This is a genomic window from Sphingobium sp. WCS2017Hpa-17, assembly GCF_031843765.1.
In the GTDB taxonomy this organism is placed as follows: domain Bacteria; phylum Pseudomonadota; class Alphaproteobacteria; order Sphingomonadales; family Sphingomonadaceae; genus Sphingobium.
The window spans coordinates 565,541-580,462 of sequence record NZ_JAVTIV010000001.1 but is presented as its reverse complement, the minus strand read 5'-3'; the positions used below and the strand labels follow the sequence as shown (position 1 = coordinate 580,462).

14 protein-coding genes are annotated in these 14,922 nt (G+C 62.5%); 4 read left to right on the top strand and 10 right to left on the bottom strand.

The features are described 5' to 3' along the window. Window positions 1-51: 51 nt before the first annotated feature. From odhB to RQH62_RS02720, 8 genes are all read right to left on the bottom strand, one after another. Window positions 52-1,302 (bottom strand): 2-oxoglutarate dehydrogenase complex dihydrolipoyllysine-residue succinyltransferase, encoded by a 1,251-nt coding sequence (gene odhB / locus RQH62_RS02755; protein ID WP_311267199.1) that lies wholly within the window; start codon window positions 1,300-1,302, stop codon window positions 52-54. An 8-nt stretch (window positions 1,303-1,310) separates the two neighbouring features. Further along, window positions 1,311-4,106: a 2-oxoglutarate dehydrogenase E1 component gene (locus RQH62_RS02750; RefSeq protein WP_311267198.1), complete on the bottom strand. Its 2,796-nt coding sequence runs from the start codon at window positions 4,104-4,106 to the stop codon at window positions 1,311-1,313. 90 nt (window positions 4,107-4,196) lie between these two features. Continuing rightward, window positions 4,197-5,081, bottom strand: a complete 885-nt coding sequence (sucD, locus tag RQH62_RS02745) for a succinate--CoA ligase subunit alpha (protein ID WP_311267197.1) — start codon at window positions 5,079-5,081, stop codon at window positions 4,197-4,199. Between the two features lie 31 nt (window positions 5,082-5,112). After that, a complete protein-coding gene (locus tag RQH62_RS02740; protein WP_311267196.1) occupies window positions 5,113-5,691 on the bottom strand; it encodes a hypothetical protein in 579 nt (192 codons plus the stop codon). Further along, window positions 5,688-6,650, bottom strand: a complete 963-nt coding sequence (gene mdh, locus RQH62_RS02735) for a malate dehydrogenase (protein ID WP_311267195.1) — start codon at window positions 6,648-6,650, stop codon at window positions 5,688-5,690. The genes RQH62_RS02740 and mdh overlap by 4 nt, the downstream gene beginning before the upstream one ends. Window positions 6,651-6,996: 346 nt before the next feature. Next, window positions 6,997-8,109: a cell division protein ZapE gene (gene zapE, locus RQH62_RS02730; protein WP_311267194.1), complete on the bottom strand. Its 1,113-nt coding sequence runs from the start codon at window positions 8,107-8,109 to the stop codon at window positions 6,997-6,999. After that, window positions 8,106-8,567, bottom strand: a complete 462-nt coding sequence (locus tag RQH62_RS02725; protein ID WP_311267193.1) for a PaaI family thioesterase — start codon at window positions 8,565-8,567, stop codon at window positions 8,106-8,108. The genes zapE and RQH62_RS02725 overlap by 4 nt, the downstream gene beginning before the upstream one ends. 1 nt (window position 8,568) lies before the next feature. Further along, complete coding sequence (locus RQH62_RS02720) at window positions 8,569-9,357, bottom strand: succinate dehydrogenase iron-sulfur subunit (RefSeq protein WP_311267192.1); 789 nt, start codon at window positions 9,355-9,357, stop codon at window positions 8,569-8,571. Window positions 9,358-9,654: 297 nt separating this feature from the next. On the opposite strand from RQH62_RS02720, the gene RQH62_RS02715 reads away from it, so the two are divergent. The 3 genes from RQH62_RS02715 to RQH62_RS02705 are packed head-to-tail and all read left to right on the top strand — an operon-like array spanning window position 9,655 to window position 12,256. Then, the gene (locus RQH62_RS02715) at window positions 9,655-10,728 is read left to right on the top strand and encodes a glycosyl transferase (protein ID WP_311267191.1); all 1,074 of its coding nucleotides are present in this window, start codon (window positions 9,655-9,657) and stop codon (window positions 10,726-10,728) included. After that, window positions 10,725-11,828, top strand: coding sequence for a CDP-alcohol phosphatidyltransferase family protein (locus RQH62_RS02710; protein ID WP_311267190.1), 1,104 nt, complete (start codon window positions 10,725-10,727; stop codon window positions 11,826-11,828). Before RQH62_RS02715 ends, RQH62_RS02710 begins: the two co-directional genes overlap by 4 nt. Then, entirely contained in the window at window positions 11,825-12,256 is a 432-nt protein-coding gene (locus tag RQH62_RS02705) for an HIT family protein (protein ID WP_311267189.1), read from the top strand. Before RQH62_RS02710 ends, RQH62_RS02705 begins: the two co-directional genes overlap by 4 nt. 279 nt (window positions 12,257-12,535) lie before the next feature. Here the strand turns inward: RQH62_RS02705 and RQH62_RS02700 are convergent, their stop codons facing one another. Continuing rightward, entirely contained in the window at window positions 12,536-13,306 is a 771-nt protein-coding gene (locus tag RQH62_RS02700) for a phosphocholine cytidylyltransferase family protein (protein ID WP_311267188.1), read from the bottom strand. Between the two features lie 111 nt (window positions 13,307-13,417). Between RQH62_RS02700 and RQH62_RS02695 the strand changes: the two genes are divergently transcribed. Continuing rightward, a complete protein-coding gene (locus RQH62_RS02695) occupies window positions 13,418-14,722 on the top strand; it encodes an oligosaccharide flippase family protein (protein WP_311267187.1) in 1,305 nt (434 codons plus the stop codon). Between the two features lie 16 nt (window positions 14,723-14,738). On the opposite strand, the gene RQH62_RS02690 is transcribed toward RQH62_RS02695, so the two are convergent. After that, window positions 14,739-14,915 carry a DUF1508 domain-containing protein gene (locus tag RQH62_RS02690; RefSeq protein WP_224547574.1) on the bottom strand — a complete coding sequence of 59 codons (177 nt, stop codon included), beginning with the start codon at window positions 14,913-14,915 and terminating at the stop codon, window positions 14,739-14,741. Window positions 14,916-14,922 lie beyond the last annotated feature (7 nt).

Here is a 14,922-nt window from a genome sequence, read left to right as displayed (position 1 = left end):
AAGGGCGGAGATGCCCCGGCGCGAGGCCGGGGCGACATTAAGCGGTAAATATTACAGGTCGATCAGCAGGCGAGTCGGATCTTCGATCGCGTTCTTGACCGCGACGAGGAAGGTGACCGCTTCGCGACCGTCGATCAGACGATGGTCGTAGCTGAGCGCCAGATACATCATCGGACGGATCACGATCTCGCCATTGCGCACGACCGGGCGGTCCTCAATGCGGTGCAGGCCCAGAACCGCCGACTGGGGCGGGTTGATGATCGGGCTGGACAGCAGCGAGCCGAAAACGCCCCCGTTGGAGATGGTGAAGGTGCCGCCCTTCATATCTTCCATCGTCAGCTTGCCTTCCTTGGCCTTCTTACCAAAGCCGCCGATGGTCTTTTCGATGTCTGCGACGCTCAGGCTTTCCGCGTTGCGAATGACCGGAACGACCAGACCGGTGGGCGCGGACACGGCGACCGAGATGTCGGCGAAGTCGTTATAGACGATTTCGTCGCCTTCGATCTGCGCATTGACGCCCGGAATGTCGCGCAGCGCCATGCAGACGGCCTTGGTGAAGAAGCCCATGAAGCCGAGACGGACGCCATGCTTCTTCTCGAACAGATCCTTATACTTGGCGCGCGCTTCGATGACGTTGGTCATGTCGACGTCGTTATAGGTCGTCAGGAGGGCAGCGTTGTTCTGCGCTTCCTTCAGACGCTTGGCGACGGTCTGGCGCAGGCGGGTCATCTTGACCCGTTCCTGCTTGCGGCTCGGGCCAGAAACCGAAGCACTGGCCGGGGCGTCGGCGGCAGGCGCGGCAGCAGCAGCCTTGGCCGTGCCAGCGGCGGCAGCGGCGGTGACGTCGTCCTTGGTCAGGCGGCCGTCCTTGCCGGTGCCCTTGATCTTGCTGGGGTCAAGGCCATGTTCCAGCACCAGACGGCGCACCGCCGGCGACAGGGTCAGGTTGCCGCCTTCTTCATCGTCCGAAGCGGCAGGTGCCGATGCAGCCGGAGCCGGCGCAGCGGCTTCCGCCTTGGCGGCAGGGGCAGCAGCGGCCGGGGCTGGCGCGGCAGCCGCCGAACCGCCTTCGTTCACATAAGCCAGCAACGCGCCGACTTCGACCGTGTCGCCTTCCTTGGCGATGATGTCGCCCATGACACCGGCGACGGTCGAGGGCACATCGACCGCGACCTTGTCGGTTTCGAGGGACACGATCGGCTCGTCGACCTTGACGGCTTCACCGGGCTTCTTGAGCCACTGGCCCACGGTTGCTTCGGTAACGGATTCGCCCAGAGTCGGGACTTTAACTTCGGTAGCCATGAGCTTGATCAGCCTTTCTTCTGGCGACGGATTTCTTCACGAACGCTGTGACCCAGCGCATCGGCGACGAGGGCACCCTGTTCGGACACATGACGCGACGCCAGGCCCGTGGCGGGCGAAGCGGACGCCTTGCGACCGGCATAGCGGGCGCGCATCGGCGCCTTGCCTGCATTGGCCAGCGCTTCCTCGATATAGGGTTCCACGAAGAACCATGCGCCGTTGTTGCGCGGTTCTTCCTGACACCAGACGACCTCTCCCAGATTGGTCATGCGCTCAATGCGCTTGGCCAAAGCTTCGGTCGCGAACGGATAGATCTGTTCGATACGAACGATCTGCACATCCTTGTCGCCGGCGGCATCGCGGGCTTCCATCAGGTCATAGAATACCTTGCCGGAACAGAGGATCAGGCGCTTGGTATCCTTGTCGGCCGAACCGTTCGGATCGGACAGGATGCGCTTGAAGTGTGTCTGGCCCAGGAAATCCTCGGCCTTGCTGACCGCGCCCTTGTGACGCAGCAGCGACTTGGGCGCCATGATGATCAGCGGCTTGCGGAAGGGCCGCAGCATCTGACGACGCAACGCATGGAAGTAATTGGCCGGGGTCGTGATGTTCGCGACCTGGATATTGCCTTCCGCGCAGAGTTGCAGATAGCGCTCCAGACGGGCCGAGCTATGCTCCGGCCCCTGCCCTTCATAGCCGTGCGGCAACAGGCAGACGAGGCCGTTGGAACGCAGCCACTTGGTTTCCGACGACGCGATATACTGGTCGAAGATGATCTGCGCGCCATTGGCGAAATCGCCGAACTGCGCTTCCCAAATTACCAGGCTCTTTGGGTCCGCCAGGGCGAAACCATATTCGAAGCCCAGCACGCCATATTCGGACAGCGGCGAATCCAGCACTTCGAACCGGCCATGCGGTACGGTCGAGAGCGGGATATATTTCTTCTCGCTGTCCTGATCGGTCCAGACCGCGTGACGCTGGCTGAAGGTACCGCGCCCGGAGTCCTGACCCGACAGGCGCACGCCATAGCCTTCCGACAGCAGCGAACCGAAGGCCAGAGCCTCACCGGTCGCCCAATCGAAATTCTCGCCGGACTTGAACATCTCAGCCTTGGCATCCAGCACGCGCTTCAGCGTCTTGTGGACGTTATGGCCTTCGGGAACGGTGGTCAGTGTCTTGCCGAGGCCGTCGAACAGCTTGTTGCTGATCGCGGATTCGACGCTCTGGCGCGACGTTTCGGCGTCGGCAGGCTTGTGCAGGCCCGACCAGCGACCGGCGAACCAGTCGGCCTTGTTCGCCTTGTAGCTCTTGGCCGCCTCGAACTCGTCTTCCAGATGATTGACGAAATCGCCCGTCACCTTGGTGACATAGTCGTCGTCCACCACGCCTTCATTCTTCAGCCGCGCCGAATAGACGTCGCTGACCGGCGGATGCTGGCGGATTTCCTTGTACATCAGCGGCTGGGTGAAGCCCGGCTCGTCGCCTTCATTATGGCCGAAGCGGCGATAGCACCACATGTCGACCACGACGTCGCGATGGAAGGTCTGGCGATATTCCATCGCCAGCTTCGTCGCGAAGGTCACGGCTTCGGGATCGTCGCCATTGACGTGCAGGATCGGCGCCTGAACACCCTTCGCCACGTCCGACGGATAGGGCGAGCCGCGCGAGAATTGCGGGCTGGTGGTGAAACCGATCTGGTTGTTGATGATGAAGTGGACGCAGCCACCGGTATTATAGCCATGCACGCCGGAGAAGCCGAGGCATTCCCAGACGATGCCCTGCCCTGCGAAGGCGGCGTCGCCGTGGATCAGCACGGGCAGAACCTGCTCATGCTTGCCCAGATCGTCGCGGAAGGTCTGCTGCGCGCGGACCTTGCCCAGAACAACCGGATCGACGGTTTCGAGGTGCGACGGGTTGGGGACCAGCGACATGTGAACCTTGATGCCGTCAAATTCACGGTCGGTCGAGGTGCCAAGATGGTACTTCACGTCGCCCGAACCGCCGACATCTTCGGGATTGGCAGTGCCGCCCGAAAATTCGTGGAAGATGACGCGAAAGCCCTTGGCCATCACATTGGCCAGCACGTTGAGGCGGCCACGGTGGGCCATGCCGAACACGATCTCGCGCACGCCCGAAGAGCCACCATATTTGATGACCGCTTCCAGCGCGGGGATCATGGATTCGCCACCATCCAGGCCGAAACGCTTGGTGCCGACATATTTGCGGCCCAGGAACTTTTCATACTGCTCGCCCTGGATGACCTTGGCCAGGATCGCCTTCTTGCCTTCCGGCGTGAAGATGATTTCCTTGTCTTTGCCTTCCAGCCGGTCCTGAAGGAAGCGGCGCTCCTCCACGTCGGCGATGTGCATATATTCCAGACCGACATTGCCGCAATAATTGGCGCGCAGGATCGCAACGATTTCTGCCACGGTCGCATATTGCACGCCCAGCGTGCCGCCCAGATAGACTTTCTTGGCGGGATCGGTCAGGCCGTGATATTCCGGCGTCAAATCGGCCGGCAGGTCACGCTTGGTCAGACCCAACGGATCGAGATTGGCGGCCAGATGCCCGCGCACCCGATAGGTGCGGATCAGCATCTGCGCGCGGATGGCGTCGTCAGCGGCAGCAACGGCGTCGGTGTCCGACACGGGCTTGCCAACGGCCTTGGCGGCGGCCTTCACGGCGACCTGCATCTGGGTCGGGTCCATCGCCCCGGTCAGATCGTCAGTGTCGCTCAGCGGCCAGTTGTCGCGTGCCCAGCTTGGGCCTCGCTCTGTCTCGAATTCCTGGTTCTCGTAACCCATTACCCTAGTCCCATCCCAGCCGCGTGCAGTCGCGGAGCGGGAGAATAGCGGCCGGGGTGCAGCCCGGCCGCATCATATATAGGAGCTGTGTTAGCCCTTCAGCACTTCGACCAGCGTCGAACCCAGCTCGGACGGGCTGGCAGCAACCTTGATGCCGGCCGCTTCCATCGCCGCGATCTTGCTTTCCGCGTCGCCCTTGCCGCCCGACACGATCGCGCCGGCATGGCCCATGCGACGGCCCGGAGGGGCAGTACGGCCCGCGATGAAGCCAGCCATCGGCTTCTTGCGGCCACGCTTGGCTTCGTCGATCAGGAACTGGGCAGCCTGCTCTTCGGCGTCGCCGCCGATTTCACCGATCATGATGATCGATTCGGTGGCGTCGTCGGCCAGGAACAGTTCCAGCACGTCGATGAAGTTGGTGCCGTTGACCGGATCGCCGCCGATGCCGACCGCGGTGGTCTGGCCCAGGCCAGCGTTGGTGGTCTGGAACACGGCTTCATAGGTCAGGGTGCCGGAGCGCGACACGACGCCGACCGAACCCTTGGAGAAGATCGAACCGGGCATGATGCCGATCTTGCATTCGCCGGGCGTCAGGACGCCGGGGCAGTTCGGGCCGATCAGGCGCGACTTGCTGCCCGACAGAGCGCGCTTCACGCGGACCATGTCCAGAACCGGGATGCCTTCGGTGATCGCGACGATCAGCGGGATTTCCGCGTCGATCGCTTCCAGGATCGAATCGGCCGCGAATGGCGGCGGCACGTAGATGACGGATGCGTCGGCGCCGGTCTTCGACTTGGCTTCGGCAACGGTGTCGAAGATCGGCAGGCCGATATGGCTGGAGCCACCCTTGCCCGGCGTCACGCCGCCCACCATCTGGCTGCCATAGGCCAGCGCCTGCTCGGTGTGGAAGGTGCCGGTGGCACCGGTCATCCCTTGCGTGATGACCTTGGTATTCTTGTCAATGAGAATAGCCATTTATCGTCCTCTTGATGCGTTCGATCGTCTGTTAATAAGCTACGTAAATATGCATGCTCTTTTCAGCGCCGCTCGCCTGCGAGCGCGTGAAAATCTCACCCCGGACGGGATGATTATCCACCCCGACCTTCCCGGCATATTCAAAATAATGCACGAGATTGGTGCTTTTCGTGCCGATGCCAAAGGCCTTGAATGCGGCCTTCACATCATCGGCGTAGGGCAGCGCACTGGCAGCCGCATTATCGATCACCAGCGCACAAAGATGGGGATAGCGCCGCTTTTCGGGAAAGCTGGCGATCACAAACTTTGCGACATGGCCATCGACCGTACCGGACCATTGCTCCACCGCCGTGGGCTTGCTGAAATCGTAATTTTTGCTGATCGTCCGCGAGATCGCCAGTGCAGGCACATCGATCGTCACGTCCGCATCCTTCACGCCCCCTGCGGCAGCCAGCTTCGCTGCCGGCGCGGCAGGGTCAACCCCGCCGGCCAGGCAGACGCGCTGGAACGCAGCCACCGCGCCGGGAAGTTCCGCAGCCGTTTCGGCCACGGACGTTCCCGGAACGGCGATCGCGATCGCCGCCGTCAGACAGAGCGCAAAACGGTTCATGCCAGCGAGGGATCGATGCCCTTGCAGGCTTCCAGCAATTCCTTGACCGCATCGACCGACACGGTGAGGTTCGCCTTGGCTTCGTCGTTCAGTTCGATCTCGATGACCTGCTCGACACCGTCCTTGCCGATGATCACAGGCACGCCGACATAGAGATTGTCGATGCCATACTGGCCGGTCAGGTTCGCGGCGCAGGGCAGAAGGCGCTTCTTGTCGCCCAGATAGGCTTCGGCCATGGCGATCGCGCTGGTGGCGGGCGCATAGAAGGCCGAACCGGTCTTGAGCAGCGCGACGATCTCGCCGCCGCCCGAACGGGTGCGCTTGACGATGGCGTCGATGCGTTCCTGCGTCGAACGGCCCTGCTTGATCAGGTCGGGAACGGGGATGCCGGCAACGGTCGAATATTCGATGACCGGAACCATCGTGTCGCCATGGCCGCCCAGAACGAAGCTGGTGACGTCCTTGGCCGACACGTCGAATTCTTCGGCCAGGAAATGGTTGAAGCGCGAGCTGTCCAGCACGCCGGCCATGCCGACGACCTTGTTGTGCGGCAGGCCCGAAAATTCGCGCAGCGCCCACACCATCGCGTCGAGCGGGTTGGTGATACAGATGACGAAAGCGTCGGGCGCGTTGGCGGCGATGCCCTCGCCCACGGCCTTCATGACCTTGAGGTTGATGCCCAGCAGGTCGTCGCGGCTCATGCCCGGCTTGCGCGCCACACCGGCGGTGACGATGATGACGTCCGCGCCCGCGATGTCGGCATAATCGTTCGAACCGGTGATCTTCGCGTCGAAGCCTTCGACCGATGCGCACTGCGACAGATCGAGCGCCTTGCCCTGCGGCACGCCCTCTACGACGTCGAACAAGACGATATCGCCCAGACCCTTGAGCGCCGCGAGGTGCGCCAGTGTGCCGCCGATATTGCCTGCGCCGATGAGCGCGATCTTGTTACGGGCCATATGCAATCATCCTCCAAGTCTTGAACTACTGGAATTGCTGGTCCGCCTACGCCCTTCGAACAGGGGTTTCAACCGGCGAAATCCCTCGAAGGCAAATTATCTTTGCAATTCGTTCGCAATTGCATTAAGCCCGATTCACACCCTGTCGCTGAGGGCTTCTACCCTGGTCCTCAGCCTTCCCTGCAGAGGTATCCTGTCGGGTGCCATCGTGATCGACGGCACCCGACCTGTTTTTCCACCATAAGATTGCGTCCTGATGAACGGAGCGCACGACATGGGACGGGCGGATTCCGCCCGGCGACGAGTCGTTTCATGCGTGTGATTGGCGGGACAGACGCCCGACCGCTTATTTCGGCCCGTGGCCGAGTGCCAGATAATCGTCCGACTGCATTTCCATGAGGCGCGACACGGTCCGCTCGAATTCGAACGCGCCGTCGCCTTCGGGATAGAGGCGCATGGGTTCGGCATCGGCCGATGCAAGCAGCTTCACCTTATATTCGTACAGCGAGTCGATCAGCGTGACGAAGCGCGCGGCCTCGTTACGCTTTTCCGGCCCCAGCACCGGGATGCCGACGATGATGACCGTATGATATTTGCGCGCGATCGCCAGATAGTCCGGCGCCCCGCGCGCCTCGACGCACAGCCGCTTGAAGGAGAAGACGGCGACGCCCTTCAGGCTCTTGGGCACATGCATTGTGCGCCCGCCCTGCACGACGATCTCTTCCGACGGCACCTTGGACCGGTCCTCGACCGAAAAGTCGGTCAGGCGGAAGAAGGCGTCGGACAGGGCCTTCGTCGCCTCCGGTCCGTTGGGGCAATGCCACAAAGTCGCGTCGCCCAGACGGTCGCGGCGATAATCCACCGGACCGTTCAAGGTCATTACGTCCAGCTTCACCTTGATGAGGTCGATGAAAGGCAGGAAAAGCTGGCGGTTGAGACCGTTCTTGTAAAGTTCGTCCGGCTCGCGATTGGATGTGGTGACGATCGTCACCCGCTTTTCCAGCAATCCCGTGAACAGCCGCGACATGATCGCCGCGTCGGCCATGTTGTTGACGACCATCTCGTCGAAGCAAAGCAGCCGTGCCTCGTCTGCCAGCGACTCGACCACCGGCGGGATCGGATCGCCCGTCTCGGACTTGCGCGCTTCAGCCAGCCGCGCATGGACGTCGAGCATGAATTCATGGAAATGGGCGCGCTTCTTGCGCTGGACATGAACCGTGTCGAAGAACAGGTCCATCAGCATCGATTTGCCGCGCCCTACCCCACCCCACATATAGAGGCCGCGTGGCGGCGCGGGCGGCTTGCGCAGCAGTTTCCACAGCGTCGATCCACGCGCCGGCGCCGCTTCCAGTTCCTGCTGCAACTGGTCGAGTCGTTCGGCCGCGGCGCGCTGATCCGGATCAGGCCGCAATTCGCCGGCCTGCACCAGCGCGTCGTAGCGGGCGATGACGCTGGTCATCTGGGCCGCGATGGCTTGCGCACGGTCGCGGTCGACGCCGCGACCGGTTGACCGTCCTGGGTGATGAGCATGCGCAGAAAGAAGAGTCGCCCGGTTTCACGCAACATCTCAATTTCCGCGAACAGGTCCGGCCCGACCTTGCCAACACCGAGATATTGCATGGACAGGTCCACGGTCACGCCATTGACCTGCTCCTTATGCCCCAGCGCCCACAGGCCGCCGAAATAGGCATGATCGGCAAAGGCAGCGAGGAAACCACCATGCAGCGTATCGAGTCGGTTGCGATGACTGGACCGCGTTTCCAGCCCCACCAGCGCCTTCGTGGCACTTTCGGCGCGCATATAACCGCGACCGATCGCCTGGAGAAAGGTATCGGGATGCGGGTCGGACCATGCGGTCCAGCCCGTCCATCTCCCTTCGGTCAGCGTTTGCCCGCCTGCAACACCGTCGCTTGCCAAGTTACAGCTGCCGTTCGACCATCATCTTCTTGGTTTCGGCGATCGCCTTGGCAGGGCTGAGGCCCTTGGGGCAGACATTCGCGCAGTTCATGATGGTGTGGCAGCGGTACAGGCGGAACGGATCTTCCAGATCGTCCAGACGCTCGCCGGTATACTCGTCGCGGCTGTCAGCCAGCCAGCGATAGGCCTGAAGCAGGATCGCCGGGCCCAAAAACTTGTCGCTGTTCCACCAGTAGGACGGGCAGCTGGTCGAGCAGCAGGCGCACAGGATGCACTCGTACAGGCCGTCCAGCTTTTCGCGGTCGGCGGGCGACTGGAGCCGTTCCTTGCCCGACGGCGGCGGCGACACGGTCTTCAGCCAGGGCTGGATCGAGTTATACTGCGCGTAGAAATGGGTGAAGTCCGGCACCAGATCCTTGATGACGTCCATGTGCGGCAGCGGCGTGATCTTCACATCCTTGCCGGCGCATTCGTCGATCGCGGTGGTGCAGGCCAGGCCGTTGCGGCCGTTCATGTTCATCGAACAGGAACCGCAAATCCCTTCACGGCAGGACCGGCGGAAGGTCAGCGTCGGATCATATTCATTCTTGATCTTCAGCAGCGCGTCCAGAACCATCGGGCCGCACTGGTCGAGGTCGATCTCGAACGTGTCGTAGCGCGGATTCTGGCCGGAGTCGGGATCATAGCGATAGACTTTGAAGCTGCGGACATTGGTCGCGCCGGCGGGCGCGGGGTGGGTCACGCCTTTGCCGCTGATCTTGCTGTTCTTGGGCAACGCAAATTCGGCCATCGCTCGTCGAGCCTCTTCGAAAGATGTCTGTCAGTTGGGGGTCCGCATAACGAAAATTCCGCAAAGGTCCAGCACTGAGGGCCATGATTTTGCCCGCAACCCCTTGTTGCAAATGGCTTGCAATTATTGATGCCACTTCTTGCTTCCTGCATCAGCCACGTTAGGGCGGCGCGATTTCGCATGGATCGTCATTGCGAGCGTAGCGAAGCAATCCATAGTGGCGCTGACATGGATTGCTTCGCTACGCTCGCAATGACGGACTGAATATAGAGCGTTTATTCGCAGGAACCGCCACCCTTGCCGACCGACATCGCCTTTCTCGCCATTGCCGAAGCGCAGCAGCTTTATCACTGGCTGCCGGCCGCGCTGGAACTGGCGCGCCGGCCCGACGTCCGTGTCAGCATCCTCTCGCCCTCGGATCAGATATTGGCGCTGGTCGAAAGCTATGATCCGACCGGCAGCCTGCACCGTATCCGCCTGCGCCGCCCGCCCTCGCGCCCCGACTCGCTCTTCCGCCAACCCTCGCGCCTAGCAACCCTGCTGCTCAACTATCCCGCCATCGCCCGCTTCCCGACGTTGGTGACGACGGAGATCAGCAGCGCCTGGCTGCGCCGCGTCCCCGGTTTCCGGTCCCACCTCATCCTCATCAAACATGGCGCGGGTGACCGGGAGGGCGGCTATAAGAAACGCCATCGCGATTTCGACCTGACGCTGGTGGCGGGTGAGAAGGATCGCCGCCGCATGATCGACCGGGGGCTTTGCACGGCGGAGACGGTCGCGGTCGGCGGCTATCCCAAGTTCGAGCTGAAGGCGGATCGCCAGCGCTTCTTCGCCGACGACAAGCCGGTGCTGCTCTACAATCCGCATTTCGATCCGGCCCTGTCGTCCTGGATCAACCATGGCCCGGCGATGCTGGCGGCGCTGGAGTCGCTGGAGGGGTGGAACGTCATTATCGCGCCGCACACCAAATTGGCGCGAAAAGCGCCGCCGATCGTCAGTAGCGCGCCCCATATCCGCGTAGACATGGGCAGCCGTCACTCGATCGACATGAGTTACACGATGAGCGCGGACGTCTATCTGGGCGATGTGTCGAGCCAAGTATATGAATATCTGATCCAGCCCCGCCCCTGCATCTTCCTCAATCTCGACCATCGCGATGCGTCGGGAGATGCCTTCGCCCATTGGAAACTGGGGCAGGTGATCGCGCGCGCGGACGCCCTTCCGCAAGCGCTGGCCCACGCGAACGACTTGCAACCCGGCTTCGTTGCTGCTCAGGAAGCGGCTATGCAGCAGTCCATCGACCTGTCCCCGGTTCCCGCCTCCCAAAGGCAGGCGGACCTCATCCTGAATTTCGCGAAGAAGGGCGTATGAGCCAGACGATCACCACCACCCTTGGCCCGGTCCGTCTGATCGGCGACAATGCGACGCCGATCTGGGGCATGTCCAATGCCGAGCGTAACCGGCGTATGGCGGAAAGTGCGGCCAAGAATGGCAGCGCGCTGGCGCCGGGGCATGAGTTGCTGTTCAACCTCACCTACGCCTTCGATCCGCTGCTGCTGCGCCTCGTGCTGGAAACGCCCGGCACCCTGTTCGTCTGGGCTGGCACGCCGATCGTGGGACAGGTGGCGCAGGGCATCGATCCGCTGAACGCCCCCCATGTCATCGACCTGTCGGACGGCCGCAAGCTCTACAACCGTCAACTGCGCAAGCTGGAACAGCCGATGGTGCGGGAATTGACCCCCGCGTCCCGGCGGGAGATCGAGCGACGCAGCTATTTCGGCGCGTACAAGGGCGTGACCGACCTGCTCACCAAATATCTGTGGCCCGAACTGGCACTGATCCTGACGCGCATCGCCGCGCAGCTGCGCATGACGCCGAACATGGTGTCGGTGATCGGCGTCACCCTCTGCCTCGTCGCGACCTTCCTGTTCGCCAAGGGGCTGTTCTGGACCGGATTCCTGTGTGGCTTCATCTTCATGGTGCTGGATACGGTGGACGGGAAGCTGGCCCGCTGCACCATCACATCGTCCAAATGGGGTAATGTGATCGATCATGGCGTCGACCTCGTCCACCCGCCCTTCTGGTGGTATTTCTGGGGCACGGGCCTTGTCTATTGGGGCCTTGGCCTGTCGGGCGCGACCTTCACCTTCATCATGACGGCCGTGATCGCCGGCTATGTGCTGCAACGGCTGATCGAAGGGATGTTCCTGAAGGACTTCAAGATGGACATCCATGTCTGGCGCCCGTTCGACAGCCAGTTCCGCCTCATCACCGCGCGCCGCAATCCGAACATGGTGATCCTGTTCGTTGCGCTGCTGGCGGGCCGCCCGGATATCGGCCTGATCGCGCTGGCATGGTGGACCATCATCTCGCTGGTCGTCCATGCCGTGCGACTGGCGCAGGCTTATGGCGTAAAGCGGTCGGGCAAGCCGATCGTCAGCTGGATGGACGAAGCGGAAGCTGCGCTGTGAACGCCACGATCGAGAAATTCGGCTGGCCCGCTACGTTGATCGCGGAGTTTGCGCATTGGGTGGTGCTGCTGCGCCCGACCCAGCCGACCTTGGGGTCGCTGGTGCTGGCGGCGAAGAACGACGCGACCGCATTCGGCGATTTGCCGGAGGCGGCGCATGCGGAGTTGAAGACCGTCGCCGCGACGATCGAGGCGGCGCTGGGCAAGGCGGTGGCCTATGCGAAGATCAACTATCTGATGCTGATGATGGTCGATCCCCACGTCCATTTCCACGTCCTGCCCCGCTATGAGGGCGAGCGGAGTGCAGCGGGTGTGACGGTGGCGGATGCCGGCTGGCCGGGGCAGCCGGATCTGGGCACGGCGGTGAAGCTGGACAGCGAGTTGGACAGCTTGCGCGATTGGCTGAAGGGCTATTTCGACGCGGCATAAAACCCTCTCCCCTTGGGAAGAGGGTGTGAAGACTTGGCAGCTTGCTGCCTTAGTCGTAGCTGGGAGAGGGGTTTGCGCAGCGCCTGCCCCCTCTTCCAACTTCGCCTAACTCGCTACGCTCGCAAGGCTCCGTATCCTTCTCCCCCACGGGGAGAAGGGCCTATGCTGTCCTATTCAGGCCTCAACTGCTACCATGACCCCACTCGCAACAATCGGTCCGCAATAGGACATGAAATTACACATCCAGCGGGAAATGTGCGAAGTTAAGCCCGCGAAATCCTATTTCGCATAGCGCCCTTCGGCGACCCACTTGGCCGTCAGGGCGTATGCCGCCTCGACATCCTGCGGAAAGTCGACCTCCTGCCAGTCCAGCCCGTCGATCGAGACGGTGCCGACGCGATTGCCCTTGGCGATGATGTCGATGGCGCGCAGATACCAGCGCTCGACGCCCTCGGGCGTGCGCATCATCTGCTCGATCTGGTTGCGGAAAATGGCCGGACCTTCGCCGGTGAAGGCCAGCATGCCGATCGATTCGGCATTGGTGTCGGGCGGCAACAACCGCTTGCCGATATGGTGCAGGCGACCGCTGGCATCCCGGTTCACCTTCATATCGTCATCATCATAGTCGCCGTCCGCCTTGATATCGACGGTGACGGTGATGGCATCCTGCGCGCCGTTCACCAGTTTCGCGACGATCTCGTCGGAAATGATGGTGTCGCCGTTCAGGATGATGAAGTCGCGGTCCATCTCCTCCCGTACGATCCAGCAGGTGCCCAGGTTATCGGCGACCTGGAAGAAGGGGTTGAAGACGGTGCGGATGCGCGCGCCGGTATCGCGATAGAGTTGCAGCGCATGATCCTCGACCCGTTCGGTGCGGAAGCCGGTGACAACGACGATGTCGGTCACACCATTGGCCACCAGCGCCGCGACCTGCCAGCTGATGAGGCTGCGGCCGTTGAAGTCGATCATGCACTTGGGCACGTCTCGGGTCAGTGGAAGGAGGCGCGAACCCTGGCCGGCGGACAGGATGATAGCTTTGCTGATCGTCATGCCCGCGCTTTAGAAGCCAATTTGGCCGAAAAAAAGGCGGCATTTGCACTCGATCTTTCGCTCGCCTAAAGCGCGACCTGCCCAACCACCTTGTTGGCTGATGGAGTGACGATGTTCAAGCGCCGATCAGGAGCGGCTGGCGACGGTTTCGCCCGCATCCTGGCCAATACCGGCTGGCTGCTGGGCGGCAAGGGCGTGGGCGGCGTGCTGAGCCTCGCCTATCTCGCCATCGTCACCCGCACGCTGGGGGTGGAGGATTTCGGCCGTTTCGCCCTGATCCTGAGCGCGTCCAACGTCATCAAGGCGCTGACCAGTTTCGATAGCTGGCAGATCGTCGTGCGCTATGGCCAGCCCCATCTGACGGAAGGGAATGGCGACGCCCTGAACCGGGTGCTGCGATTCTGCATCCTGATCGATCTGCTGTCGGCGCTGGCCGGCGGCGCGATTGCCGCGGCCATCATCCTGTTCTTCAGCGACCTGCTGGAAATCGGGCCGGACATGGGCTGGCAGGTCTGGACCTTCTGCATGGTGATGATGATCACCATCCGGTCCAGCCCGACCGGCGTGCTGCGCCTGTTCGACCGGTTCGATTCGGCCGCCTTTGCCGAAACCATGATCCCGGTCGGGCGGATGATCGGCGCGGGCGTGGCGCTGATCGTGATGCCCGGCATCACCGGCTTCCTGATCGCCTGGGCCTTTGCCGAACTGGTCTGCGCCATCGCCTATTGGGGGCTGGCATTGCGCGTCGGAAAGGGCCGGATCGGCAGCTGGCGGGCGGGTCGTGCGATCGACGCGCGCCGCGAAAATCCCGGCATCGTCGGCTTCCTGACTGCCACCAACCTGCAAACCAGCCTGGGGTCCATCGGCCAGCAGGTGGCGGTGCTGATGGTCGGCGCCTTTGTCGGGCCGACCGGCGCGGGCCTCTACCGTCTCGCCAACCAGCTCGCCAATTCGCTGACCAAGATTTCCAGCCTGCTGTCCCGCAGCATCTTCGTCGAACTGTCGCGCACCAGCAGCCACGGCAAGGAGGCCCTGAGCGCCCTGTTCCGCCGCACCAACAAGCTGGCGCTGGTGGCAGGCGCGGTCATCATCGGCCTGATCGTCACCATCGGCCATCCGCTGCTGGGGCTGATCGCGGGCAAGGACTTCCTGCCCGCCTATCCGTTGCTGCTGATGCTGGGGGTTTCGGCCTGTATCGACCTGATCGGGGTCAGCTATCGCCCGCTGCTGATGGCGACCGACCGGGCCGGCCTGTCGCTGCGCATATCGATCATATCGACGCTGCTGCTGCTGGGCATCCAGTCGGCCTTGCTGCCGATTTACGGCACGAAGGGCGCGGCGATGGCCAACATCCTGTCATCGCTGGCCAGCTTCACTATGATGGGTCTGGCCAGCCGCCGCGCGATGCGGGGCTGACCATCAAGGGAATGGCTTATTCGGCCTCTTCGACCGGGGCGCCGGGACCGTTCTTCAGCACCGATTCAATCGCGTTCTTCGCGCCCGCCTTGCTGGCATAGCCTTCGGTCCAGAAGATCACTTCGCTATTATATTTGAACTTGGCGACGAACTCGCCGGCCTTGTTCTTCTCGATCACGAACTTGTGCGCCATGGGAAAT

What these genes read in the sequence shown, in the direction of transcription:
- odhB (WP_311267199.1), bottom strand. Translation starts at nt 1,302, where the DNA reads ATGGCTACCGAAGTTAAAGTCCCGACTCTGGGCGAATCCGTTACCGAA.
- RQH62_RS02750 (WP_311267198.1), bottom strand. Translation starts at nt 4,106, where the DNA reads ATGGGTTACGAGAACCAGGAATTCGAGACAGAGCGAGGCCCAAGCTGG.
- sucD (WP_311267197.1), bottom strand. Translation starts at nt 5,081, where the DNA reads ATGGCTATTCTCATTGACAAGAATACCAAGGTCATCACGCAAGGGATG.
- RQH62_RS02740 (WP_311267196.1), bottom strand. Translation starts at nt 5,691, where the DNA reads ATGAACCGTTTTGCGCTCTGTCTGACGGCGGCGATCGCGATCGCCGTT.
- mdh (WP_311267195.1), bottom strand. Translation starts at nt 6,650, where the DNA reads ATGGCCCGTAACAAGATCGCGCTCATCGGCGCAGGCAATATCGGCGGC.
- zapE (WP_311267194.1), bottom strand. Translation starts at nt 8,109, where the DNA reads ATGACCAGCGTCATCGCCCGCTACGACGCGCTGGTGCAGGCCGGCGAA.
- RQH62_RS02720 (WP_311267192.1), bottom strand. Translation starts at nt 9,357, where the DNA reads ATGGCCGAATTTGCGTTGCCCAAGAACAGCAAGATCAGCGGCAAAGGC.
- RQH62_RS02710 (WP_311267190.1), top strand. Translation starts at nt 10,725, where the DNA reads ATGAGCCAGACGATCACCACCACCCTTGGCCCGGTCCGTCTGATCGGC.
- RQH62_RS02700 (WP_311267188.1), bottom strand. Translation starts at nt 13,306, where the DNA reads ATGACGATCAGCAAAGCTATCATCCTGTCCGCCGGCCAGGGTTCGCGC.
- RQH62_RS02695 (WP_311267187.1), top strand. Translation starts at nt 13,418, where the DNA reads ATGTTCAAGCGCCGATCAGGAGCGGCTGGCGACGGTTTCGCCCGCATC.
- RQH62_RS02690 (WP_224547574.1), bottom strand. Translation starts at nt 14,915, where the DNA reads ATGGCGCACAAGTTCGTGATCGAGAAGAACAAGGCCGGCGAGTTCGTC.